Genomic DNA, 23,704 nt, shown 5'->3' on the forward strand with positions numbered 1-23,704 from the left:
GCTAGGCTCCGTGACCTGTTGTTATAGGGTGACGCCCGGCGTCAGGGTCGCCGGCAAGGCAAGGCTGGCGGTTTCCAGCGAAGCCACGGGGTAAGCGCAGTAGTCAGCCGCGTAATAGGCACTGGCGCGATGGTTGCCACTGGCACCCACGCCACCGAACGGCGCACTGCTGGCAGCGCCGGTCAGTTGCTTGTTCCAGTTGACGATGCCGGCGCGGCTGCGCAGCCAGAAGTACTGGTAGCGGGCACGCGAGTCGGAGAGCAACCCGGCGGCGAGACCGTACTGGGTGTTGTTGGCTTCATCGATGGCAGCATCGAAATCGGCATAACGGATCACCTGCAGCAGCGGGCCAAAGAACTCTTCGTCCGGGCGCTCGGCCACGCCTGTGACATCGACAATGCCCGGGGTCAGCAGCGCGGCATCGGCCTGCGGCTGGGTCATTTCCAGCAGCTTCACGCCACCTTTGGCGGCCAGTTCGGCCTGGGCGGCAATCAGCGCCCGCGCCGCCTGCAGCGAAATGACCGAACCCATGAACGGCGCTGGCTGTTGATCGAACGCACCCACCGTGATGGTCTTGCACACCTCGACCAGGCGCGCGATCAGCGCGTCGCCCCAGGCGCCTTGCGGCACCAGCAGGCGACGCGCGCAGGTGCAACGCTGGCCGGCAGAAATGAACGCCGACTGGATAATGGTGTACACCGCAGCATCCAGGTCCTTGACCTCGTCTACCACGAGCGGGTTGTTGCCCCCCATTTCCAGGGCCAGAATCTTGTCCGGGCGACCGGCGAACTGTTGGTGCAGCAGGTTGCCGGTGCGGCTGGAGCCAGTGAAGAACAGGCCATCGATCCCCGGGTTGGCGGCCAGCGCCACCCCGGTTTCACGCCCGCCCTGCACCAGGCTCAGCACGCCCGCCGGCAGGCCGGCGGCGATCCAGCAGTTGACGGTCAGTTCGGCGACCTTGGGCGTCAGCTCGCTGGGCTTGAACACCACGCAGTTACCCGCCAGCAGCGCCGGCACGATATGGCCATTGGGCAGGTGACCGGGGAAGTTGTAGGGCCCGAACACCGCCACCACGCCGTGGGGCTTGTGCCGCAGCACGGCCGTGGCGTCGGCCAGCGGGCCGCTCTTTTCCCCGGTGCGCTCGCGGTAGCTTTGTACCGAGATCGCCACCTTATTGATCATGCTGGTGACTTCGGTTGCCGATTCCCACAGCGGCTTGCCGGTTTCCTCACCGATGCACTGGGCCAAGGCTTCGGCATGCGTTTTCAGTTGCTCGGCGAACTTCTCCAGCACATCGATGCGCGCTTCCAGGCTCAGTTGCGCCCACGCCGGAAAGGTCTGGCGCGCTGCCTGCACGGCGGCGTCCACCTGGCTGGCGTCCGCGCCCTGCCCTTGCCAGACGACAGCCTGGCTCACCGGGTTCAGCGACTGCAGGGGTTCACCCTGCCCCGCCAGCCAGTTGCCTGCGATGTAATGCGTGGTCATTTATTGGGCCTCCCGGCTGGCCGACAATGGCACGGCACGCACATTGTCGCCGGCGCCCATGCGCAGGCGCTTGGCGGTCAACGGGTCGACCACCAGGGTACCGGCGGCCAGCCGCGCCGGAGCGGCAGTGATGCGGCAATCGTCGCGTTTGCGGTTGTGGATGATGTAAGGGGTGGCGTCATCGCCCGGCGTGCCCACCGCCAACACCAAGGTCTGGCTCTCGCGCACGGCGCGGATCTTGGCGGTATCACACTCGATGGCAGGGCCTGCGTCGAAAATGTCGACATAGCCTTGGTAGTTGAAGCCTTCCTGCTTGAGCATGGCCAGCGCCGGCTCGGTGTCGACGTGCACACGGCCGATCACGTCGCGCGCCGCCTCGGACAGGAAGCAGGTATACAGCGGGAACTTGGGCATCAGTTCGGCGATGAACGACTTGTTGCCTACGCCGGTCAGGTAGTCCGCCTGGCTGAACTCCATCTTGAAGAAATGCCGGCCAAGGCTTTCCCAGAAAGGCGAACGCCCCTGCTCGTCGGACATGCCGCGCATTTCGGCGATGATCTTCTTGCCGAACAGCTCCGGGAACTCGGCAATGAACAGCATGCGCGCGCGCGACAGCAGGCGGCCATTAAGCCCGGAGCGGTGGTCGCTGCGCAGGAACAGCGAGCACAGCTCGGAGTTGCCGGTCAGGTCGTTGGCGAGGAACAGGGTGGGGATTTCGCGATAGATCTTCAGCTCCTGCGAAGCGCTGACGGTGAGGCCGACCCGATAGTTGTACCAAGGCTCGCGCAGGCCGACGGCACCGGCGATGGCACTGATACCCACCACCAGGCCTTCGTCGTTTTCCAGCACGAACAGGTAGTCTGTGTCGCCACGCTCGGCTTCGCCACGGAAGCTCTTTTCCGCCCAGCCAACGCGATGCCCCAGGCGTTCTTCGTTGGCCGGCAGCGTGGTCAGCCCGGTGGTGCCGGTGCTGCGTGCCAATTCGATCAACGCAGGCAAATCGCTGCTGCGTACAGGACGAACGATCATGCTATCTCCTTGTGCGGCGGCGTCGGCCGGCGCAAAACTCTTCTAACGCATCAATCCCGAAACGTCTGTTACCAGACCTCAGACCGCGACCAGGCGCACGCTGCCACCTTCGCCCACACCCAGCGCATCGGCCGCAGCCACGCTCAGGCACACCGGTTTGCCGGGCACCCAGTCGAGGTCCAGCAGCACCGCGCGGTAGTCCTGCAACTGGCCATTGCACACCAGGTACGGGCGCCCGCCCTTGCCCGGGGCGTCCTCGATTTTCACCGGCGCCGACCGGCTCTGGGCGATCGAGCGAATGCCCGAGGTGCGCGCATGCAGGGTCGGGCCGCCGTCGAAGATGTCGATGTAGTGCTCGGTTTCGAAGCCTTCGCGCATGAGGATGTCGAAGGTGATCTGCGCGCGCGGGTGCACCTGGCCCATGGCTTCCTGCGCCTCATCGGGCAGCAGCGGCACGTAGATCGGGTAGTGCGGCATCAGTTCGGCGAGGAAGGTACGGCTCTTCAGGCCACACAGGCGCTCGGCATGGGAGTAGTTGAGGTCGAAGAAATTGCGGCCGATGGCATCCCAGAACGGCGATTCGCCATTCTCGTCGCTGTAGCCGACGATTTCGGTCACTACCGAGTCGGCGAAACGCTCCGGGTGCGCCGCCATGAACAATAGCCGACCGCGCGAATTGAGCTCGGCCCAACCACTGTTCACCAGCTCCGGCAATACATAGAAGCTGGTCAGCAGGCTGTTGCCGGTCAGGTCATGACACAGCGACAGCACGTGGATCTTGTTGTGGATCTTCAGCTCGCGCGAGGCGTGCACGAAGGTTTCGTTACGAAAACTGTAGAACGGCTCGGAGTAGCCGGCCGAAGCAACAATGGCCGAGCAGCCGGCCAGCTTGCCGGTCTCGCTGTCTTCGAGCACAAAAAAGTAGCTTTCCTCGCCGTTGAAGCTGACCTCGGCGGCGAAAGAAGTCTCGGAAGCGGCGATCTTGTCGCCCAGGCGAGCAGCGTCGTCCGGCAGCGAGGTGACACCAATGGGGCTGTCTGCAGCCATGCGCTGCACTTCGTTCAGATCAGCCATTTGCGCGGGGCGCATCACCAGCATGGTGTCACTCCTTTGGAATACGGGCCGCTCACGGCGGCACGGAAAAACGGCAGGTACACAGGCACCTGCAGTGGAATCGGGTATCGCCGGCCAGGCCCGCCAGGGGCGCGGGCCGGCGACGGGACCGCAGGCGGATCAGCCTTTGGTCAGGGTAGCCACAGCGCGCTCGAAGCGGTCCAGGCCTTCGTCGATGTCGGCGTCTTCAACCACCAGGCTTGGCGCAAAACGCACCACGTCCGGGCCCGCCTGCAGCACCATCACGCCTTCTTTTTCGGCGGCGTTGAGCACGTCCTTGGCCTTGCCGTGCCAGGCCTCGGTCAGTACGCAGCCGAGCAGCAGGCCAACACCACGCACCTGGGAGAACAGGCTGTACTTCTGGCCAATCTGTTCCAGGCGCGTTTTGAAGCGTGCGTGCTTGGCCTTGATGCCGGCCAGGGTTTCAGGGGTATTGACCACATCCAGCACCGCGCAGGCGACGGCGCAGCCCAGCGGGTTGCCGCCGTAAGTGGTGCCGTGGGTGCCGACGGCCAGGTGCTTGGCCAGTTCGGTGGTGGTCAGCATGGCGCCAATAGGGAAGCCACCGCCCAGGCTCTTGGCGCTGGTCAGGATGTCGGGCGTCACGCCGTAGTGCTGGTAGGCATACAGCGAACCGGTACGGCCCACGCCGGTCTGCACTTCGTCGAAGATCAGCAGGGCGTTGTGCGCGTCGCACAGCTTGCGCGCGCCTTCCAGGTAGGCCAGGTCAGCGGGTACCACACCGCTTTCGCCCTGGATCGGTTCGATCACCACGGCGCAGGTCTTGTCGGAAATCTGTGCCTTCAGCGCTTCCAGGTCGTTGTACGGCACATGGCTGATACCGGTGATCTTCGGGCCGAAGCCGTCAGAGTATTTCGGCTGGCCACCGACGCTGACGGTGAACAGGGTACGGCCGTGGAAGCTGTTCACGGTGGCGATGATTTCGTGCTTTTCCGGGCCAAAGCGGTCATGGGCGACGCGACGGGCCAGCTTGAACGCGGCCTCGTTGGCCTCGGCGCCGGAGTTGCAGAAGAACGCCCGGTCGGCAAAGGTGGCGTCCACCAGCTTGTGGGCCAGGCGCAGGGCCGGCTCGTTGGTGAACACGTTGGATACGTGCCAGAGGGTGTTGGCCTGGTCGGTCAGGGCCTTGACCAGCGCCGGATGGCAGTGGCCCAGGGCATTTACCGCGATGCCACCGGCAAAGTCGATCAACTCGCGACCCGACTGGTCCCACACACGGGAACCCTCGCCTCGCACAGGAATGAAGGCCGCCGGAGAATAGTTGGGAACCATGACCTGGTCGAAATCGGCACGTTGCACCGGGGCTTGCTCAACGGACATCTGAGTCTCCTGAAGAGGAACGCTGGCCTGGAAGTGGGCGAGCGATGGGGGGATTGTAAGGACTGATCCGCGCCTGTCCTTGCGGCCAAGCGACAACTTGTTACAGCGCAAAACCCAGTTTTGACAAGGCTTTCGGCAATGCGACAAACACTGTCGCAATCGCGCAGTGTACGGGAGAGAGGATGCTGGGTGAACGGGTGTTCACATATAGAAGAGTGGCTGCCTACGCCGACCCTATCGCCGGCAAGCCAGCTCCCACAGGGTCACCACAGGCCCTGAGGCTTGCCGGGTACCTGTGGGAGTTGGCTTGCCGGCGATAGGGCCAGTGCAGGCAACAGGGAATCAGCCCTTTTCGGCAGGCGCCGAGCTCAGTTCGAACGGGCTGCTGCTTCGCCGCTGGTTCCGGTCTTCCCGTGGCGTGGCGCCGAAGAAGTTGCGGTAGGCACTGGAGAAATGCGGCCCCGAAGAGAAGCCACAGGACAAACCAATCTGGATGATCGACTTGCTGGTCTGCATCAGCATCTGCCGCGCCTTGTTCAGCCGAAGCTCCAGGTAGTACTGGCTCGGCACGCGGTTAAGGTACTGCTTGAAGATGCGCTCCAGCTGCCGACGCGACACGCACACATGCTGGGCAATCTCGTCGGTGGTCAACGGTTCTTCGATGTTCGCTTCCATCAACAGCACCGCCTGGGTCAGCTTGGGATGACTCGAACCCAGGCGATTCTGCAGCGGAATACGCTGACGCTCGCCCCCCTCACGGATGCGCTCCACCACCAGTTCTTCCGACACCGCCCCCGCCAGTTCCGCCCCGTGATCACGGGCCAGCACTGCCAGCAGCAGGTCTGCCACGGCGATGCCGCCACAGGCAGTCAGGCGATCACGGTCCCAGTCGAACAGGTGGCTGGTGGCGATGACCTTGGGGAAGCGTTCGGCAAAATCGTCTTGCCAGCGCCAGTGCACCGCAGCCCGATAACCGTCGAGCAGGCCCAGCATCGCCAGCGGATAAACCCCGGCAGACAGGCCGGCGATCATGCAGCCACTGCGCGCCAGTTGCTTGAGCGCAGTCGACAAGGCAGCCCCTACCGCCGCAGGCGGCTCGTCAGCAAGCAGGAACAGCTTGTGGCAACCCTCCAGGCGGCCGGCCCACGGCTCGCCCGGCAGGCGCCAACCACCCTCTGGCGCAGGCTCCGCCTGCAAAAAGACCAGTTCGTAAACCACGTCCGGATGCACCCGCTGCGCCACCTGCAACACTTCCTCGGCCAGCGCCAGGGTCAAGGGCCTGGTGCTGGGCCAGATGAGAAAACCGATTCGCTGGGTGGTCATAGGGTGCGGTCCGAAACCTGAGGTCGTTCGAGTCTGTGCGCCGGGTCAGGCTGCGCTCGCAGCGCAGCATGCCCTATTCTGGTGCAAAAATGCAGCTTTTACTTCAGGCTGCCGGAGAGGAACTGCTTCAGGCGCTCCGACTGCGGGTTGGCCAGTACTTCGCGTGGGCAGCCGGCCTCTTCGACCAGGCCTTTGTGCAGGAACACCAGCTGGTTGGACACCTCGCGAGCAAAGCCCATTTCGTGGGTCACAACCACCATGGTGCGGCCTTCCTGAGCCAGCGCCTGCATGACCTTGAGCACATCACCCACCAGCTCGGGGTCGAGTGCCGAGGTCGGCTCGTCAAACAGCATAACCTCCGGCTCCACGGCCAAGGCCCGGGCAATTGCCACACGTTGTTGCTCACCACCCGACATATGCCCCGGGAAGGCGTCCTTGCGGTGGGCGACCCCCACCTTGGCCAAGTAGTGCTCGGCCTTTTCAAGGGCCTCCTTCTTGTTCATGCCCAACACGTGTACCGGCGCTTCGATCACGTTCTCCAGCGCCGTCATGTGCGACCACAGGTTGAAGTGCTGAAACACCATCGACAGGCGCGAGCGCATGCGCTGCAACTGGCGCGGGTCGGAGGCCTTCAGCGCGCCGTCCTTGCCGGCGACCAGCTTGAGCTCTTCGTTGTTGAGCAGGATCTTGCCGGCGTGTGGCTGCTCCAGCAGGTTGATGCAGCGCAGGAAGGTCGACTTGCCCGAACCACTGGAGCCGATGATGCTGATGACGTCGCCAGCCTTGGCCGCCAGGGACACGCCCTTGAGCACTTCATGGCTGCCGTAGCGCTTGTGCAGGTCTTGGACTTCGAGTTTGTACATGCTGTCGATTCTCACAAAGCGGTCAGTGCTTGCGCGGCGCCAGGTAGCCGAGCCAACGGCGTTCGGCCATTTTGAACAGGCGCACCAGGATGAAGGTCAGGCACAGGTAGAACACGCCCGCCGTGATGTAGGCCTCGAAAGGCAGGTAGTACTGGGCATTGACCGTGCGTGCGGCACCGGTAATGTCGATCAGGGTGACGATCGACGCCAGGCTGGTGGTCTGCAGCATCATGATCACTTCGTTGCTGTACTGCGGCAGCGCCCGGCGCAGGGCCGACGGCAGCAGGATGCGCCGGTACATCTTCATGCGCGACATGCCCATGGCCTTGGCCGCCTCGATCTCGCCATGGGGCGTGGCCTTGAGGCTGCCGGCGATGATTTCTGCGGTGTAGGCACTGGTGTTGACACCGAACGCCAGGCAGGCGCAGAACGTGGCACTGGACAGCAGCGGCCAGAGGAAGCTTTCGCGCACCGCCTCGAACTGCGCCAGGCCGTAGTAGATCAGGAACAGCTGCACCAGCATTGGCGTGCCGCGGATCACGTAGGTGTAGAGCCACGCCACAAGATTGATCGCAGGCTGCTTGGACACGCGCATCAGACCAAGCGGAATGGCCGCCAGCAGGCCGAAGAACAGCGAAATCGCCAGCAGCTTGAGGGTAGTCAGCAGGCCGCCGAAGTACATCGGCAATGCCTCCCAGACGACGTTGTAGTCGAAGATCATAGTTCAGCCACCTTGACGCCCACCGAGTAGCGGCGCTCGAGATACTTCAGGGCCAGCAGCGAGACACTGGTCAGCACCAGGTACAGAGCCGCCACCGCCAGGAAGAAGGTGAACGGCTCGCGGGTGGCATCGGCCGCCTGCTTGGCCTTGAACATCATGTCCTGCAGGCCCACTACCGAAATCAGCGCGGTGGCCTTGGTCAGCACCAGCCAGTTGTTGGTGAAGCCGGGGATCGCCAGGCGAATCATTTGCGGCACCTGGATGCGGAAGAACACCTGACGGTTGCTCATGCCATACGCCACGCCTGCTTCGGCCTGGCCTTTGGGAATGCCGAGGAAGGCACCGCGGAAGGTTTCCGACAGGTACGCGCCAAAGATGAAGCCCAACGTACCAATACCCGCAGCCAGCGGATTCAGGTCGATGTAGTCTTCGTAGCCGAGCAGCGGCGCCACCCGGTTGATGATGTCTTGCCCACCGTAGAAGATCAGCAGGATCAGAACCAGGTCCGGAATACCACGGATCACCGTGGAGTACAGATCGCCCAGCCAGGCCAGCCAGCGCACCGGCGACAAGCGCAGCGCCACACCGATCAGGCCGAGCACGATGGCCAGGGCCATCGACGACAGGGCAAGCTGCAGCGTCAGCCACGCCCCGTCGAGGATGACTGCCCCGTAGCCTTTCAACATGATGAGGTCCTCGACCTAGAGAATGAAAAATGGTGCAAACCTCAGAGCCTCTGCTGTTTGCACCATTGCACAGGTGAAACCCGACGTCTTAGTTCGAGTCTGGACCGTAGATGTCGAAGTTGAAGTACTTCTTCTCGATTTCTTTGTACTTGCCGTTGGCACGGATAGCGTCGATGGCCGCGTTGATACGGTCGACGTTGGCCTTGTCGCCCTTGCGCACAGCAATGCCGATGCCGTCACCGAAGTACTTGGCGTCGGTGAAGGCCGGGCCTACGAAGGCGAAGCCCTTGCCGGCGTCGGTCTTGAGGAAGCCGTCTTCCAGCAGGGTGGCGTCAGCCACAGTGCCGTCGAGGCGACCGGCTGCCACGTCCAGGTAGATTTCGTTCTGGGTACCGTAAGGCACCACGGTGGCACCTTTGGCGCCCAGCACTTCCTTGGCGAAGCGGTCATGGATCGACCCACGCTGCACACCGATCTTCTTGCCTTTGAGCTCATCCAGGCTTTCGCTGACAGCGGTGCCGCCCTTCATGACCAGGCGCGCCGGGGTCAGGTAGTAGCGCTTGGTGAAGTCGACCGACTTCTTGCGGTCTTCAGTGATCGACATGGACGACAGAATGGCGTCGATCTTGCGCACTTTCAGCGCCGGGATCAGGCCGTCGAACTCCTGCTCGACCCAGGTGCACTTGGCTTTCATCTGTTCGCACAGGGCGTTGCCGATGTCGTAGTCGAAACCGGCGATGCTGCCATCGGGCTGCTTGAAGGCGAAGGGCGGGTAGGCTGCTTCAATGCCGATTTTCAGGGGTTTTTCATCGGCCTGCGACACCAGGGAAAACACAGACAGCGCCAGGGCGCCAAGCAGTGCGAGCTTCTTCATCAGGTAACTCCATCGGTACGGGGCAATACAAGGCAGGTAACAACTGCCCGATATGCGAATGGGTACAACGCGAGCCGCGCAGGGTTCGACCAAGGTCGCAGACCACGAGCGAGTGAGTGGCATTTTAGCGACAGCCCGGTAGTCGATATTTCTTCAAAGCGACAACTACTTACAGAAGCGCTTGAAACCGCTGCGGGCGATGTTGACAGCCAGTGCAAAATATGCAAAAGCGCAAGAAATAGAACCTATAGACCTAGCAATTCCTGGGCCTATTATTGGCAAAGCCTTGTACTACGGCAAGTGTAGCGTGCTGTGTTGCACAAAATGGTTACGCAAACGCACCGAAACAGGCCAGATTTGTTTCCCCGCGCCCCGAACTTGTGCGTGACCGGTGACAGAACAGTTACCGATGAATGTCGGGTAACAGTAAAGCAAAAACCCCGCCGGTTGGCCGGGCGGGGTTTACTGACGCATATACACGCCCTGCAGGAGCGGCCTTGTGTGGGAGCGGGCGTGCCCGCGAAGCAGGCAACGCGTTGGATGGCAACGGCTGCGCCGGTATTCGCGGGCTCGCCCGCTCCCACACAGAGCCGCCCGCACAAGGGCCCGCGCTCTGCCTCGCTATCAGGCCGAAGCCAGGTTCATGGCCTTGTGGGTATCGATCAGGTGCTGCACCACACCCGGGTCGGCCAAGGTGGAGATATCGCCCAGCGCATCATACTCAGCAGTGGCAATCTTGCGCAGGATACGGCGCATGATCTTGCCCGAGCGGGTCTTGGGCAACCCCGGCGCCCACTGGATCACGTCCGGCGAAGCAATCGGGCCGATCTCCTTGCGCACCCAGTTCTTCAGCTCCAGGCGCAGCTGCTCGCTGGCCTCGATACCGGCATTGAGGGTGACATACACATAGATGCCCTGGCCCTTGATGTCGTGCGGTACGCCAACCACTGCAGCCTCGGCCACTTTCGAATGCGCGACCATGGCGCTTTCGATTTCGGCAGTACCCATGCGGTGGCCGGACACGTTGAGCACGTCATCCACGCGGCCGGTGATCCAGTAGTAGCCATCTTCGTCGCGGCGCGCGCCGTCGCCGGTGAAGTACATGCCACGGAAGGTCTTGAAGTAGGTGTCGACGAAGCGGTCGTGGTCGCCGTACAGCGACCGCGACTGGCCCGGCCAGGAGTCCAGAATAACCAGATTGCCTTCGGCCGCCCCCTCGATCAGGTTACCCAGGTTGTCCACCAGCGCGGGCACCACACCAAAGAACGGACGGGTTGCCGAGCCCGGCTTGAGGCCGGTGGCACCCGGCAGCGGGCTGATCAGGATGCCGCCGGTCTCGGTCTGCCACCAGGTGTCGACGATCGGGCAACGCTCCTTGCCAACGGTCTTGTAGTACCAGTTCCAGGCTTCAGGGTTGATCGGTTCGCCTACCGAGCCAAGCAGACGCAGACTGGAACCATCGGCCCCCTCAACGGCGGCCTGCCCTTCGGCCATCATTGCGCGAATGGCGGTTGGCGCGGTGTAGAGGATGTTGACCTTGTGCTTGTCGACGATCTTCGAGACGCGGGTAATGTCCGGGTAGTTCGGCACGCCTTCAAACAGCAAGGTGGTGGCGCCGTTGGCCAGCGGGCCGTAGACGATATAGCTGTGGCCAGTGACCCAACCGACGTCGGCAGTGCACCAGTAGACCTCGCCCGGGCGGTAGTCGAACACGCGCTCGTGGGTCAGCGCGGCATAGACCAGGTAACCGCCGGTGGTGTGCAGCACACCCTTCGGCTTGCCGGTGGAGCCGGAGGTATAAAGGATGAACAGCGGTTCTTCAGCACCCATTTCTTTCGGTGCGCAGTGGCTGGAGGCCACTTTCATCAGGTCTTCGTACCAGATGTCGCGGTGCTGGTGCCAGGCAATTTCGCCACCGGTGCGCTTGCACACGATGATTTTCTGCACGCTGTTGGTTTCAGGGTTGGTCAGCGCCAGGTCGACGTTGGCCTTGAGCGGAGTACGACGGCCGCCACGCAGGCCTTCGTCGGCGGTGATCACCACCTTGGACTCGCAATCGATGATGCGGCCTGCCAACGCTTCCGGGGAGAAGCCGCCGAAGACCACCGAGTGGATCGCACCGATACGGGCACAGGCCAGCATGGCGACCACGGCCTCGGGGATCATCGGCATATAGATGGTAACCACATCACCACGGTGCACGTCCTGGCCACGCAGGGCGTTGGCGAACTTGCAGACCTGCTCGTGCAGCTCACGGTAAGTGATGTTGCGGTGCTCGGAAGGGTCGTCGCCTTCCCAGATGATGGCCAGCTGGTCGCCGCGCTCTTCCAGGTGGCGGTCCAGGCAGTTGGAGGAAACGTTCAGAGTGCCGTCGGCGAACCATTTGATATCGACGTGGTGGTCGTCAAAGGAGGTCTGCTTGACCTTGGTGAACGGTTTGATCCAGTCGATACGCTGGGCCTGCTCACGCCAGAAGCCGTCCGGGTTGATCACCGATTTCTGGTACATGGCCTTGTAGGTGGCCTCGTCGGTCAGGGTAGTGGCCGCAACCTCGGGACGAACGGGATACAGTGGAGCCGCACTCATCTGTGTTACCTCGGTGTAATAGTTGTTTTTGTATGGAACCGTTTGTAACTGTACCAGAGCGACAAAAGCCATTCGACGTTGGTAGTAATTTGGCACGCACGTTCCGGCAAAGCCCTCTAGCTCGGGGATTACAGGCCATGCGGCGAAAAAATAAGGGGGTTAGCACGGGATTGTTACAGATTCTGTCAAAACACTTTATCAAAAGACCCACTGTTTCGGCCTTGGCCAGCGCCATAAAATTCACCTCGCCAGCAACGGCAAGGCGATTAACAACTGGTAACAGCCCCCACGAAGGCAAGCGTTAATCTCCATCTCATCCCGATAGTTAAAACTAGCAATACTCGCGGCGCCATAAGCGCCGCGCGCCCCCTCACGACCTTAGACAGGTAAATAGAAAATGAAAGCTTTACTGGTATTGGTACTTGGCAGTCTTTGCGGCGCGGCGATGGCCGGCGAAGCCAAAGATGCCGAGCAGATTCCGGTTGAACAATACAGTTACTCGCAGCACCTGGACATTGCCCGCGTCATTTCCATGAGCGAAGTGCCCAATGTGTGCGAAGTCGTGCCAGCCCGCATGACCTACGAGGACTCCCAGGGCCAGAAGCACATTCTCGAATACCGCGTGATGGGGAACGGCTGCTCCAACGGCTGAGACCTTGTGAATCGGGGGCCCTGCGGGCCCCTATCGCGACACAAGGCCGCTCCTACAGGTATTGCGCAGGTTTCAAACCAGATGCAATACCTGTAGGAGCGGCCTTGTGTCGCGAAAGGACTGCAAAACAGTCCCCGGTTCTTTGCCCACCCACTAATCCGCCGACTTGTTAAGCGAGTAATCCCTCAACTTGTTGGCAATAGTCGTGTGCGAAACACCTAATCTTTTCCCCAAAGCGCGACTACTCGAAAACTCCCCCATCAAACTTTCCAGCACCGCTTTCTCAAAGCGCCCGACAATCTGCGAAAGATCCCCCTCCAGCGAAAACTCACCCAACGGTTGCCGCGCGCCATAATCCGGCAAGCGTATATGCTCGCTTTTGACCACCCCGCCTTCACATAAAGAAACCGCCTGGAACAATACGTTTTCCAACTGCCTTACATTGCCCGGCCAATGGTATTGCCCAAGTTTTTCCATTGCCGCCGGCGCCAGGCGCGGCATGGCGCAACCAATCTGCCGGCTGGCCTGATCAAGAAAGTGCTGCACCAGTCCTTCCAACCCATCCATACACTCACGCAAAGGCGGAATGTGCAGCGACAATACGTTGAGGCGGTGATACAGGTCCTGACGAAACTCGCCACGGGCACACAGTTCGGACAAATCCACCTGGGTCGCGCAAATCACCCGCACATCCAGGTAGACCTCTTCATCGCTGCCTACCCGGCGGAAGCAGCCGTCCTGCAGAAAGCGCAGCAGCTTCACTTGCAGGCGCGGGCTCATCTCCCCTACCCCGTCAAGAAACAGCGTGCCGCCGGCAGTCAGCTCCAGCAGCCCCAGTTTGCCCTCGGCCCGCGCCCCTTCAAACGCCCCGGGGCCGTAACCGAACAGCTCGGTCTCGGCCATCGACTCCGGCAACCCGGCGCAATTGAGCGCCATCAGCGGCGACTGGCCGCGCGGGCTGGCCAGGTGACAGGCGCGCGCCAGCAGCTCCTTGCCGGTACCGGTTTCGCCTTCGATCAGCAGGGGTGCATCCAGCGGTGCCATGCGCCGCGCTTCACGCACCACGGCGGCCATCACCCGCGAGCTCTGGAAGATGCTGTCGAAGCCGCGCAGCTCTTGCTTGCGCACGTTGTAGATACGCTCGCCGATGCGGTCGGCCCGGTGCAGGGTGAGTACCGCGCCGGCCAGCGCCTCACTGTCATCGTGCTCGGACTGCAGCGGCGCGATATCGGCCAGGAACACATCGCCCTTGACCTTGATACGCATGCCATTGATGCGCGACTTGTTGGCCCGCACCAATTCCGGCAGGTCGAAGTCTTCCACGTAGCGCGCCAGTGGCATGCCGGGCACCTCGTCCACCCGCACCCCCAGCAGCTGCGCCGCGGTGCGGTTGGCGGCGACGATACTGCCGCCCATGTCGATCGACAGCACCGGGAAATCCAGCGCACCCAGCAGTGCATTCAGCTCCATGTGCCGCCGCTCGCTGGGCATCAGCCCTACACGCTTGACGCCGAACACGCCGGCAATCGCCTCGAACTTGGGCCGCAATGCCTGGAACTGCAGGTTGATCAGGTTCGGGCAATGCAGGTAGATCGCGTTGCCGTGGTCACCGCCCACCTCGCCGCGCAGCACGTTGATGCCGTACTCCACCAGCAGGTTGAGGATGTCGCGCAGGATGCCAATACGGTTCTGGCAGTGCACTTTGATACGCATGTGGGCTCTCGAAGCGCCAATGTTTTTCAACACCGCGCAGAAAAGTCGTAAAGATAAGCTGACAAAAACAGCATAACCATCAGCCAGAGGCCTCGGATTTTCCGACACCTGCTCGATTTTGTAAAATTATCGTTACGAATTGAGGGCATCGAGCAGCGATAAGGCCCGCGATCCATCGTGCAAACCGACCCAGGCGGGGATATTACTTAGGCATGTCCTGCACATAACAAGAAAAGCCCTCACCAGGAGAGCCTCATGAAACAGACGCAATACGTGGCACGCGAGCCCGATGCGCATGGTTTTATCGATTACCCGCAGCAAGAGCATGCGGTATGGAACACCCTGATCACCCGCCAGTTGAAAGTGATCGAGGGCCGCGCGTGCCAGGAATACCTGGACGGCATCGACCAGCTCAAGCTGCCCCATGACCGTATCCCGCAACTGGGCGAGGTCAACAAGGTGCTGGCCGCCACCACCGGCTGGCAAGTTGCCCGGGTACCGGCACTGATCCCCTTCCAGACCTTCTTCGAACTGCTGGCCAGCAAGCGCTTCCCGGTTGCCACCTTCATCCGTACCCCGGAGGAGCTGGACTACCTGCAAGAGCCCGATATCTTCCACGAGATCTTCGGCCACTGCCCGCTGCTGACCAACCCATGGTTCGCCGAATTCACCCACACCTACGGCAAGCTCGGCCTGGCCGCGACCAAGGAACAACGCGTCTACCTGGCGCGCCTGTACTGGATGACCATCGAGTTTGGCCTGATGGAAACCCCACAAGGCCGCAAGATCTATGGCGGCGGCATCCTCTCGTCGCCCAAGGAGACTGTGTACAGTCTGTCCGGCGAGCCTGAGCACCAGGCCTTCGACCCGATCGAGGCCATGCGCACGCCCTACCGCATCGACATCCTGCAGCCGCTGTATTTCGTGCTGCCGAACATGAAGCGCCTGTTCGACCTGGCCCACGAAGACATCATGGGCATGGTCCATAAAGCCATGCAGCTGGGCCTGCACGCGCCGAAGTTTCCACCCAAGGTCGCCGCCTGAGCGACCTTGCCGATAACAACTCGAACTGGAAAACATCTCATGAATGCCTTGAACCAAGCCCATTGCGAAGCCTGCCGCGCCGATGCCCCGAAAGTCTCCGACGAAGAGCTGGCCGAGCTGATTCGCGAAATCCCGGACTGGAACATCGAAGTACGTGACGGCCACATGGAGCTTGAGCGCGTGTTCCTGTTCAAGAACTTCAAGCACGCCTTGGCGTTCACCAACGCCGTGGGCGAAATCGCCGAAGCCGAAGGCCACCACCCGGGGCTGCTGACCGAGTGGGGCAAGGTCACCGTGACCTGGTGGAGCCACTCGATCAAAGGCCTGCACCGCAACGACTTCATCATGTGCGCGCGCACTGACAAGGTGGCTGAAACGGCTGAAGGCCGTAAGTAATCGCTTGGAAACCGGGGCCGCTTCGCGCCCTTCGCGGGCTTGCCCGCTCCCACAAAGACGGCGCGCGCCCCTGGTTTTCGCGGTCCCTGTGGGAGCGGGCAAGCCCGCGAAGGGGCGCGAAGCGGCCCCAATTATTTGCAGGAAAAATGTGCGCTGTTCGCCCGCAAAACCGACAAGCGACCGGTAAAAAATCCAAACTGTCATCCAGACTTGTGTATCCTGCCCCAGCTTTGCGAAGCTTCAACCGCGCCTGGCGCAGACTTTTCACTCACACTTGCGAGGAACGACGAGATGCACGAAATCCCGAATCTTCCCTTCCCAAGCTTGAACCCAGAAGAGCCATCCGTGACCGTTCACGCCGAACCGGCAGCTGCCGTCGAGCAGGATGGTGACGATCAATCCAGCGCTGACCAGGAATAACTGCGCATCCCCGACTGTGTGAAAACGGCTGACCTGCGGGCCACCCCCGTCATCACGTTTTCACACCGTCCTGAACACACGTAGGTCCCCATGCCCGACTCACCGCGCCCCCTTGCGGTCACCCTGCAAGTCGTCTCCATCGTCCTCTTCACCTTCATCGGCTACCTGAACATCGGCATTCCACTGGCCGTGTTGCCCGGCTATGTGCATAACGACCTGGGTTTCAGCGCCGTGGTCGCTGGCCTTGTGATCAGCGTGCAGTACCTGGCCACCTTGCTCAGCCGCCCCACCGCCAGCCGCATCATCGACAACCATGGCAGCAAGAAAGCCGTCATGTATGGCTTGGTAGGCTGCGGGCTTAGCGGGGTGTTCATGCTGGCCTGCGCCTTCCTCACCCACCTGCCCTGGCTGAGCCTGGCCTGCCTGCTGGTTGGCCGCCTGGTGCTGGGCAGCGCCGAAAGCCTGGTGGGCTCGGGCGCGATTGGCTGGGGCATCGGCCGGGTGGGCGCCGAAAACACCGCCAAGGTCATCTCCTGGAATGGCATCGCCAGCTATGGCGCACTGGCCATCGGCGCGCCACTGGGTGTGCTGATGGTCAAGGGCCTGGGGCTGTGGAGCATGGGCGTCAGCATCATCCTGCTGTGCACCCTTGGCCTGCTGCTGGCCTGGCCCAAGCAGGCTGCGCCCATTGTCAGCGGTGTACGCCTGCCGTTCCTGCGGGTGCTGGGCAAGGTGTTCCCGCATGGCTCGGGGCTGGCCCTGGGCTCGATCGGCTTTGGCACCATCGCCACCTTCATTACCTTGTACTACGCCAGCCGTGGCTGGACCGATGCGGCGTTGACCCTGAGCCTGTTCGGCGCCAGTTTCATCAGCGCACGGCTGCTGTTCGGCAACCTGATCAACCGTATAGGCGGGTTCCGGGTGGCGATCGCCTGCCTATCGGTAGAAACACTTGGGCTGCTGATGCTGTGGCTGGCCCCCAGTGCCGAACTGGCATTGGCAGGTGCAGCACTGAGCGGGTTTGGTTTCTCGCTGGTGTTCCCGGCATTGGGCGTGGAGGCGGTGAACCAGGTGTCGGCGGCCAACCGCGGCGCGGCGGTGGGGGCGTATTCGCTGTTCATCGATTTGTCGCTGGGGGTGACCGGGCCACTGGTGGGCGCGGTGGCGGCGGGGTTCGGGTTTGCTTCGATGTTTCTGTTTGCGGCGGCTGCCGCGGCTTGCGGGCTGGTGTTGAGCCTGCATCTGTACAGGCAGGTGCGGCGGCATAGAGATCGGGGGCAATAAGCCTGACCCTTGCAGTGCCTGCACTGACCCTATCGCCGGCAAGCCAGCTCCCACAGGATCACCACAGTGTTCAGGTCTGTGGTGATCCTGTGGGAGCTGGCTTGCCGGCGATAGGGCTGCAAAGCAGCCCCCGAGATCCTGAAGGTTAACGCTGGGCGTACTGCAACACCACTTCCAGCGGGTGGCGCATCTTGCGCTCGGTCATGCGCTTGACCTGGCTACGGCACGAGTAGCCCGTGGCCAAGGGCTCCCCTTCCTTGTCCAGCTTGGTGGCCCAGCTCTGCTCAAAGATGGTCCGCGATGTTTCCTGGTTACGCGCCTCGTGCCCGTAGGTACCGGACATACCGCAGCAACCCGTCGCCTCGGTCACCAGCTTCAGGCCCAAACGCTCAAACACCTGCTCCCACTGCCGGGTGCTGGCTGGCACGTTGGTCTTCTCGGTGCAATGCGCCATCAGGCGGAAGTTGCCCGGCGCGGTCGGCGCCTGCTGGGGCAGCACATCCATCAGCCACTCCTGCGGCAACAGCACCTTCGGGCAACCTTCCAGCCCCGGCACTTTCTGGTATTCCTGGCGATACACCAGGGTCATCGCCGGGTCCAGGCCCACCAGCGGCACGCCACAGTCGGCCAGGGCCTTGAGCTGGGTAGCGTTGCGGATCGCCGCCTTGGCGAATGCGCCGAGGAAGCCCTGCACATGCAGCGGCTTGCCGTTGGCGCTGTAGGGCGCCAGATACACCCGATGACCGAGGCGATGGGCCAGGTCAATGAAAGCCGACAGCAGCGGCGTTTCGAAGTAGCGGGTAAAGGCGTCCTGCACCAGCACGATGCTGCGCTCGCGCTGGGCCGGGGTCAGTTCACGTAGGGCCGGTACGCTGGCCACGCCAACGCGGCAGCGGGTCAGGGTGGCCTGGAAGTTGAAACGGCTGATCAGCGGGCTGTCGACCATGCCGACCTTGTCGGCCAGCAGCCTGGTTACCCACTTCGAGCCCATCACCGCGTTGTAAAGCCCTGGCGCGTGGGCCAGGTACGGAATGCTGAATTCCAGCGAGCCGATCAGGTAGTCACGCAGCGGGCGCTGGTAGCGGCCGTGGTACAGCTCAAGGAAGCGCGAGCGGAAGTCCGGCACGTTGACCTTGATCGGGCACTGCCCGGCGCACGACTTGCACGCCAGGCAACCGGCCATGGCGTCGTACACTTCGTGGGAAAAGTCTTCCTGGCCCTGGCTGCGTGCGCGGTTGTTGCGCAGGCGCGCCGGCAGGCCCTTGAGCCACGACACCTTGTTGCGCGCCGCCGTCAGCACGTCAATGTTCGCCTCGCCCTGTAGGCGCAGCCACTCGCGCATCAACGAAGCACGGCCCTTGGGCGAATGCTGGCGTTCGCGGGTTGCCTTCCACGACGGGCACATGGCGTCGTTGGGGTCGTAGTTGTAGCAGGCGCCATTGCCGTTGCAGTGCACGGCGCTGGGGAAGTCCTGCCACACGCGCTCGTCGATGGTGCGGTCGAGGTCACCGCGCAGGGTCACGCCATCGACCGGGGTCAGGCCTTCGGCGCTGCCTGGCGGGGTGCAGATCTTGCCCGGGTTGAGCTGGTTGTGCGGGTCAAAGGCACCTTTCAAGCGCTGCAGCGCCGGGTACAGCTCGCCGAAGTACTCCGGCACATATTCAGAGCGCAGGCCTTTGCCGTGCTCGCCCCACAGCAAGCCGCCGTAACTTTTGGTCAGTGCCGCCACTGCATCGGAAATCGGCTTGACCAACGCCGCCTGCGCGGGGTCTTTCATGTCCAGTGCCGGGCGCACGTGCAGCACCCCGGCATCGACGTGGCCGAACATGCCATAAGCCAAGCCGTAGCCGTCGAGCAACGCGCGGAAGTCGGCAATGTAGTCGGCCAGCTGCTCCGGCGGTACCGCAGTGTCTTCGACGAACGGCTGCGGGCGCACTTCGCCCTCGACGTTACCCAGCAAGCCCACCGAGCGCTTGCGCATCACGTACACGCGGGTAACCGCCTCGGCGCCTTCAGCCAAGGTATGCCCCAGGCGCTCGACGCTGGTGTCCGCCTGCAAGTGTTCGACAAAGGCCTGCACCCGGGCGTTGACCTCGGCCGGCTCGTCGCCACAGAACTCCACCAGGTTGATACCCAGGGTCGGGCGCTCGGGGTCGGCCGGGAAGTATTCGGCAACGCTGTGCCAGACGATGTCTTTCATCGCCAGCATCAACACCTTGGAGTCGACGGTCTCGATCGACAGCGGCTTGTGCGCCATCAGCGCATTGGCGTCGCGCAGGGCATCCATGAAGCTGGTGTAGCGCACGTTGACCAGCACCGCGTACTTGGGGATTGGCAGCACGTTGAGCTTGGCTTCGACCACGTAGCCCAGCGAGCCTTCGGCGCCACACAGCACGCTGTTGAGGTTGAAACGGCCCTGCTCGTCGCGCAGGTGCGCCAGGTCGTAACCGGTCAGGCAACGATTGAGCTTGGGGAAGGTGGCTTCGATCAGCTCAGCCTGGGTTTCCTGAATGTTGCGGGCCATGCGGTACACCTCGCCGACCCGGCCGGGCGCGGCGCAGGCCTGCTCCAGCGTGGCATCGTCGATCGGCAGGCTATGCAGGCGCTCGCCACCGAGCAGCACGCTGTGCAGTTCCAGTACGTGGTCGCGGGTCTTGCCATAGGTGCAGCTGCCCTGGCCACTGGCGTCGGTGTTGATCATGCCGCCGACGGTGGCGCGGTTCGAGGTGGACAACTCGGGGGCGAAGAACAGGCCGTGAGGCTTGAGCGCGGCATTGAGCTGGTCCTTGACCGTGCCGGCCTGCACCCGCACCCAGCGCTCCTCGACGTTGATTTCGAGGATCTTGTTCATGTGCCGCGACAGGTCAACGACGATGCCGTCGGTCAGCGACTGGCCGTTGGTGCCAGTGCCACCGCCGCGCGGGGTCAGCTTGACCTCCTGGAAACGCGCCTCGCCCATCAGCGTGGCAACCCGCGCTACATCGTCAGCGTCCAGCGGGAACACCGCCGCCTGGGGCAGGCGCTGGTAGATCGAGTTATCGGTGGCCAGCACGGTACGGGTGCCGTAGTCGGCACTGATCTGGCCACGGAAGCCGCTGCTGCGCAGGGCTTCGAGGAATTCAGGGTAGTTGGCGCTCGGTGCAACGGTCGGCAGCTGGGCGATCATCGAAGGATGGCCTCTTGATATTGGCTAATTCACGGGATTCCTGTCGCACCGGCATAGGTGTTGCCATGCCGGGGTGACGTATAGACCAATGTTCCTGTAGTTTCGCCTCAGGGGCAAACGGATAATCCTGCCGCTATCAATGACTTTTATGAATGAATTACCGCCACCTGACACCGTCCATGTCGCTGCTGCTGGCATTCGAGGCCGCCGCCCGGCATGAAAGCTACACCCGCGCCGCTGCCGAACTGTCACTGACCCAGAGCGCGGTCAGCCGCCAGGTGCAGGCGCTGGAACAGCAACTGGGCCTGACCCTGTTTCGCCGCGAAGGCCGCCAGGTGCAGCTGACCGATGTCGGCCGCCTGTACCAGCGCGAGCTCAGCGAGGCACTGGGGCGCATCCGCAGCGCCACCCTGCAGGCACTGGCCTATCAGTCAGGGGTGGGCACCTTGCGCCTGGCCACCCTGCCCACCTTCGGCTCGAAATGGCTGTTGCCGAGGCTGCATGCATTCTACAGCGCCCACCCGGGCACGCTGGTGCACATTCATTCACGCATCGAAGCCATCAACTTCGACACCAGCGAAATCGATGCCGCCATCGGTGTGGCCAGCCACGACCTGCCGGGGCTGATCTGCCATCGCCTGCATGCCGAGGAACTGGTGGTGATCCTGCCGCCGGAGGCCGGCGCAGATAGCCAGGGCTGGAGCCCGGCAAGGATCAGCGAAGAGGTGCTGTTGAATGTGGCCAACAACCCGCACGCCTGGGGCGAGTGGTTTTCGCACCATGGCCTGCCGCACCGGTCGATGCGCCTGGGGCCGAGCTTCGAGCTGACCTCGCACCTGATCCAGGCAGTGCGCGCCGGAATTGGCATCGGCCTTGTGCCGCGCATTCTGGTAGAGGAGGAGCTGGCCAAGGGAGAGCTGTACAGCCCCGGGGTTGCGTTTGCCAGCCAGCGCAGTTACTACCTGATCTATCCGCCCCGGAATGAGGCCTTGCCGTCGTTACGGGCATTCAGGGGCTGGTTGCTGGAACAGATCTGAAGGATACGTTGCCCGTACCGGCCTCTTCGCAGCGCAAGGCTGCTCCTACACATGGAACGGCGTTCGCCTGTAGGAGCAGCCTTGTGCTGCGAAGAGGCCGGCACAGACAACAAAAAACCCCAAGTCAGTCGCCTGACTTGGGGTTTCTGCAGACTACGTTGCCGAGTTACTTGGCTGCGGTACTCGCAACCCCACCGGCATTCATCCGGCGGCGCGGCTTGACCATGTAGACAACGAACATTGCAAACAGCCACACAGGGATCGCATACACCGAAACCCGGATGTCCGGGATCATCAGCATGATGCCCAGAATCAGCACCACGAAGGCCAGTACCACGTAGTTGCCGTAGGGGTACCACAGCGCCTTGAACAGCGGCTTCTGGCCGGTACTGTCCAGATGCTGACGGAACTTCAGGTGCGAGTAGCTGATCATCGCCCAGTTGATCACCAGGGTAGCCACTACCAGCGACATCAGCAGCTCCAGGGCATTCTGCGGCATCAGGTAGTTGAGCAGCACGGCGACAAAGGTAACGGCGGCCGACACCAGGATCGCACGCACTGGCACGCCGCGCTTGTCGACCTTGGCCAGCGACGCCGGGGCATCGCCCTGCTCGGCCATGCCCAGCAGCATGCGGGCGTTGCAGTAGGTGCCGCTGTTGTACACCGACAGCGCGGCGGTCAATACCACGAAGTTCAGCAGGTGGGCGGCCACGTCACTGCCCAGCAGCGAGAACACCTGCACGAACGGGCTGCTGCCGTAGCTGCCACCCGAGGCATCGATGCTGGCAACCAGGTTGTCCCACGGGGTGAGCGACAGCAGCACCACCAAGGCACCGACATAGAAAATCAGGATGCGGTAGATGACCTGGTTGATCGCCTTGGGGATCACGGTCTTCGGCTTGTCGGCCTCGGCAGCGGTGAAGCCGAGCATTTCCAGGCCACCGAAGGAGAACATGATGAACGCCAGGGCCATGACCAACCCGCTGACACCGTTCGGGAAGAAGCCGCCATGCGACCACAGGTTGGCGATGGTAGCGTCTGGGCCACCGCTGCCACTGGTGAGCAGGTAGGCACCCAGGCCGATCATGCTGACGATAGCCACGACCTTGATGATGGCAAACCAGAATTCGGCTTCACCGAAGAACTTCACGTTCATCAGGTTGATGGCGTTGATCAGCACGAAGAAAGCCGCCGCCGTGACCCAGGTAGGAATCTCCGGCCACCAGTAGTGAACATACTTGCCGACCGCCGAAAGCTCCGACATGCCCACCAGGATGTACAGCACCCAGCAGTTCCAGCCCGACAGGAAGCCGGCGAAACCACCCCAGTAGGTGTGGGCGAAATGGCTGAACGAGCCGGCCACCGGCTCTTCGACAATCATTTCGCCCAGCTGGCGCATGATCATGAAGGCGATGAAGCCGCAAATGGCGTAGCCAAGGATCATGGACGGGCCGGCGGATTTCATCACGCCTGCCGAACCGAGGAACAGGCCGGTACCAATCGCACCACCAAGGGCGATCAACTGGATGTGGCGGTTCTTCAGGCCCCGCTTGAGCTCGCCTGAATGCATGTTTTGTCCACTCATGAACGAAGTCACCTGCATTGTTTTTATCTGTGACGGAATCGGACCCACCGCGCTCGTGGCGCAGCGGAATGGGCAAGGTGGTTACCTTGGGTTTCTTGACCTCAGGTGCCGCCGGAGCGGGTCAACCAGGGGTGATCAAGAGTGCGCGGTACGCAAGAGGGTCACAGGTAAAACGCGGCGCACTGTATACCCCTGCAAACGCGCAGGCGTCAACGCGTTGCGTCCTTCCATTCGGAAAAAACGCAGCGATCCTGTGGTATGGGCCTTGAAAGGCGGAGTGATCGGCGTACATGGCGCCTCCATTTGTTGTTTTGTCAGCCCAGCGCTGTGGACGGGCTCTTGCACACGGCAATGGCGGCTATAACACCGTGGGGACGGGGGTTTGG

18 protein-coding genes are annotated in these 23,704 nt (G+C 62.4%); 5 read left to right on the forward strand and 13 right to left on the reverse strand.

The window, feature by feature from the left end; translation table 11 throughout:
- Positions 1-21: 21 nt before the first annotated feature.
- From astD to acs, 10 genes are all read right to left on the reverse strand, one after another.
- Positions 22-1,485 (reverse strand): succinylglutamate-semialdehyde dehydrogenase, encoded by a 1,464-nt coding sequence (gene astD, locus JOY50_RS00965; protein WP_019473145.1) that lies wholly within the window; start codon positions 1,483-1,485, stop codon positions 22-24.
- On the reverse strand, positions 1,486-2,514 hold the full coding sequence (astA, locus tag JOY50_RS00970; RefSeq protein ID WP_016498492.1) for an arginine N-succinyltransferase: 1,029 nt from the start codon (positions 2,512-2,514) through the stop codon (positions 1,486-1,488).
- Between the two features lie 78 nt (positions 2,515-2,592).
- Positions 2,593-3,612 (reverse strand): arginine/ornithine succinyltransferase subunit alpha, encoded by a 1,020-nt coding sequence (gene aruF / locus JOY50_RS00975; protein ID WP_132846924.1) that lies wholly within the window; start codon positions 3,610-3,612, stop codon positions 2,593-2,595.
- A 135-nt stretch (positions 3,613-3,747) separates the two neighbouring features.
- Positions 3,748-4,968, reverse strand: a complete 1,221-nt coding sequence (locus tag JOY50_RS00980; protein ID WP_243054653.1) for an aspartate aminotransferase family protein — start codon at positions 4,966-4,968, stop codon at positions 3,748-3,750.
- A gap of 342 nt (positions 4,969-5,310) precedes the next feature.
- Positions 5,311-6,291, reverse strand: coding sequence for a transcriptional regulator ArgR (argR, locus tag JOY50_RS00985; protein ID WP_132846925.1), 981 nt, complete (start codon positions 6,289-6,291; stop codon positions 5,311-5,313).
- A 98-nt stretch (positions 6,292-6,389) separates the two neighbouring features.
- Positions 6,390-7,154 (reverse strand): ABC transporter ATP-binding protein, encoded by a 765-nt coding sequence (locus JOY50_RS00990; RefSeq protein ID WP_019472961.1) that lies wholly within the window; start codon positions 7,152-7,154, stop codon positions 6,390-6,392.
- A gap of 22 nt (positions 7,155-7,176) precedes the next feature.
- The gene (locus JOY50_RS00995) at positions 7,177-7,875 is read right to left on the reverse strand and encodes an ABC transporter permease (RefSeq protein WP_019472962.1); all 699 of its coding nucleotides are present in this window, start codon (positions 7,873-7,875) and stop codon (positions 7,177-7,179) included.
- On the reverse strand, positions 7,872-8,561 hold the full coding sequence (locus tag JOY50_RS01000; protein ID WP_016498487.1) for an ABC transporter permease: 690 nt from the start codon (positions 8,559-8,561) through the stop codon (positions 7,872-7,874). Before JOY50_RS01000 ends, JOY50_RS00995 begins: the two co-directional genes overlap by 4 nt.
- A gap of 88 nt (positions 8,562-8,649) precedes the next feature.
- Positions 8,650-9,435: an ABC transporter substrate-binding protein gene (locus tag JOY50_RS01005; protein ID WP_243054654.1), complete on the reverse strand. Its 786-nt coding sequence runs from the start codon at positions 9,433-9,435 to the stop codon at positions 8,650-8,652.
- Between the two features lie 624 nt (positions 9,436-10,059).
- Positions 10,060-12,021, reverse strand: a complete 1,962-nt coding sequence (acs, locus tag JOY50_RS01010) for an acetate--CoA ligase (RefSeq protein ID WP_132846928.1) — start codon at positions 12,019-12,021, stop codon at positions 10,060-10,062.
- A 397-nt stretch (positions 12,022-12,418) separates the two neighbouring features.
- Between acs and JOY50_RS01015 the strand changes: the two genes are divergently transcribed.
- Positions 12,419-12,673 carry a DUF2790 domain-containing protein gene (locus tag JOY50_RS01015; RefSeq protein WP_003254526.1) on the forward strand — a complete coding sequence of 85 codons (255 nt, stop codon included), beginning with the start codon at positions 12,419-12,421 and terminating at the stop codon, positions 12,671-12,673.
- Between the two features lie 153 nt (positions 12,674-12,826).
- Here JOY50_RS01015 and JOY50_RS01020 read toward each other — a convergent pair whose 3' ends face one another.
- A complete protein-coding gene (locus JOY50_RS01020) occupies positions 12,827-14,386 on the reverse strand; it encodes a sigma-54-dependent phenylalanine hydroxylase transcriptional regulator PhhR (RefSeq protein ID WP_019472965.1) in 1,560 nt (519 codons plus the stop codon).
- Positions 14,387-14,641: 255 nt separating this feature from the next.
- Between JOY50_RS01020 and phhA the strand changes: the two genes are divergently transcribed.
- The 3 genes from phhA (at position 14,642) to JOY50_RS01035 (ending at position 17,530) form a co-directional block, all read left to right on the forward strand.
- Positions 14,642-15,430, forward strand: coding sequence for a phenylalanine 4-monooxygenase (gene phhA / locus JOY50_RS01025; RefSeq protein ID WP_019472966.1), 789 nt, complete (start codon positions 14,642-14,644; stop codon positions 15,428-15,430).
- Positions 15,431-15,469: 39 nt separating this feature from the next.
- Entirely contained in the window at positions 15,470-15,826 is a 357-nt protein-coding gene (locus tag JOY50_RS01030; protein ID WP_019472967.1) for a 4a-hydroxytetrahydrobiopterin dehydratase, read from the forward strand.
- Positions 15,827-16,336: 510 nt separating this feature from the next.
- Positions 16,337-17,530 (forward strand): MFS transporter, encoded by a 1,194-nt coding sequence (locus JOY50_RS01035; protein WP_243054655.1) that lies wholly within the window; start codon positions 16,337-16,339, stop codon positions 17,528-17,530.
- A gap of 145 nt (positions 17,531-17,675) precedes the next feature.
- Here JOY50_RS01035 and JOY50_RS01040 read toward each other — a convergent pair whose 3' ends face one another.
- The gene (locus JOY50_RS01040) at positions 17,676-20,696 is read right to left on the reverse strand and encodes an FAD-binding and (Fe-S)-binding domain-containing protein (RefSeq protein WP_132846930.1); all 3,021 of its coding nucleotides are present in this window, start codon (positions 20,694-20,696) and stop codon (positions 17,676-17,678) included.
- Between the two features lie 152 nt (positions 20,697-20,848).
- Between JOY50_RS01040 and JOY50_RS01045 the strand changes: the two genes are divergently transcribed.
- Positions 20,849-21,733 carry a LysR substrate-binding domain-containing protein gene (locus tag JOY50_RS01045; protein ID WP_243054656.1) on the forward strand — a complete coding sequence of 295 codons (885 nt, stop codon included), beginning with the start codon at positions 20,849-20,851 and terminating at the stop codon, positions 21,731-21,733.
- A 166-nt stretch (positions 21,734-21,899) separates the two neighbouring features.
- Here JOY50_RS01045 and JOY50_RS01050 read toward each other — a convergent pair whose 3' ends face one another.
- Positions 21,900-23,318 carry an amino acid permease gene (locus tag JOY50_RS01050; protein WP_165931670.1) on the reverse strand — a complete coding sequence of 473 codons (1,419 nt, stop codon included), beginning with the start codon at positions 23,316-23,318 and terminating at the stop codon, positions 21,900-21,902.
- Positions 23,319-23,704: the final 386 nt, after the last annotated feature.

Origin of the sequence: Pseudomonas sp. BP01 (assembly GCF_022760795.1) — a bacterium.
In the GTDB taxonomy this organism is placed as follows: Bacteria; Pseudomonadota; Gammaproteobacteria; order Pseudomonadales; family Pseudomonadaceae; genus Aquipseudomonas; species Aquipseudomonas putida_Q.

Excerpts from the sequence above, each read along its gene's own strand:
- JOY50_RS01005 (WP_243054654.1), bottom strand. The coding sequence starts at position 9,435 with ATGAAGAAGCTCGCACTGCTTGGCGCCCTGGCGCTGTCTGTGTTTTCC.
- JOY50_RS00980 (WP_243054653.1), bottom strand. The coding sequence starts at position 4,968 with ATGTCCGTTGAGCAAGCCCCGGTGCAACGTGCCGATTTCGACCAGGTC.
- aruF (WP_132846924.1), bottom strand. The coding sequence starts at position 3,612 with ATGCTGGTGATGCGCCCCGCGCAAATGGCTGATCTGAACGAAGTGCAG.
- JOY50_RS01045 (WP_243054656.1), top strand. The coding sequence starts at position 20,849 with ATGAATTACCGCCACCTGACACCGTCCATGTCGCTGCTGCTGGCATTC.
- astA (WP_016498492.1), bottom strand. The coding sequence starts at position 2,514 with ATGATCGTTCGTCCTGTACGCAGCAGCGATTTGCCTGCGTTGATCGAA.
- JOY50_RS01050 (WP_165931670.1), bottom strand. The coding sequence starts at position 23,318 with ATGAGTGGACAAAACATGCATTCAGGCGAGCTCAAGCGGGGCCTGAAG.
- JOY50_RS01020 (WP_019472965.1), bottom strand. The coding sequence starts at position 14,386 with ATGCGTATCAAAGTGCACTGCCAGAACCGTATTGGCATCCTGCGCGAC.
- JOY50_RS01040 (WP_132846930.1), bottom strand. The coding sequence starts at position 20,696 with ATGATCGCCCAGCTGCCGACCGTTGCACCGAGCGCCAACTACCCTGAA.
- JOY50_RS01000 (WP_016498487.1), bottom strand. The coding sequence starts at position 8,561 with ATGTTGAAAGGCTACGGGGCAGTCATCCTCGACGGGGCGTGGCTGACG.
- astD (WP_019473145.1), bottom strand. The coding sequence starts at position 1,485 with ATGACCACGCATTACATCGCAGGCAACTGGCTGGCGGGGCAGGGTGAA.
- argR (WP_132846925.1), bottom strand. The coding sequence starts at position 6,291 with ATGACCACCCAGCGAATCGGTTTTCTCATCTGGCCCAGCACCAGGCCC.
- JOY50_RS00995 (WP_019472962.1), bottom strand. The coding sequence starts at position 7,875 with ATGATCTTCGACTACAACGTCGTCTGGGAGGCATTGCCGATGTACTTC.
- acs (WP_132846928.1), bottom strand. The coding sequence starts at position 12,021 with ATGAGTGCGGCTCCACTGTATCCCGTTCGTCCCGAGGTTGCGGCCACT.
- JOY50_RS01015 (WP_003254526.1), top strand. The coding sequence starts at position 12,419 with ATGAAAGCTTTACTGGTATTGGTACTTGGCAGTCTTTGCGGCGCGGCG.
- JOY50_RS00990 (WP_019472961.1), bottom strand. The coding sequence starts at position 7,154 with ATGTACAAACTCGAAGTCCAAGACCTGCACAAGCGCTACGGCAGCCAT.
- phhA (WP_019472966.1), top strand. The coding sequence starts at position 14,642 with ATGAAACAGACGCAATACGTGGCACGCGAGCCCGATGCGCATGGTTTT.
- JOY50_RS01035 (WP_243054655.1), top strand. The coding sequence starts at position 16,337 with ATGCCCGACTCACCGCGCCCCCTTGCGGTCACCCTGCAAGTCGTCTCC.
- JOY50_RS01030 (WP_019472967.1), top strand. The coding sequence starts at position 15,470 with ATGAATGCCTTGAACCAAGCCCATTGCGAAGCCTGCCGCGCCGATGCC.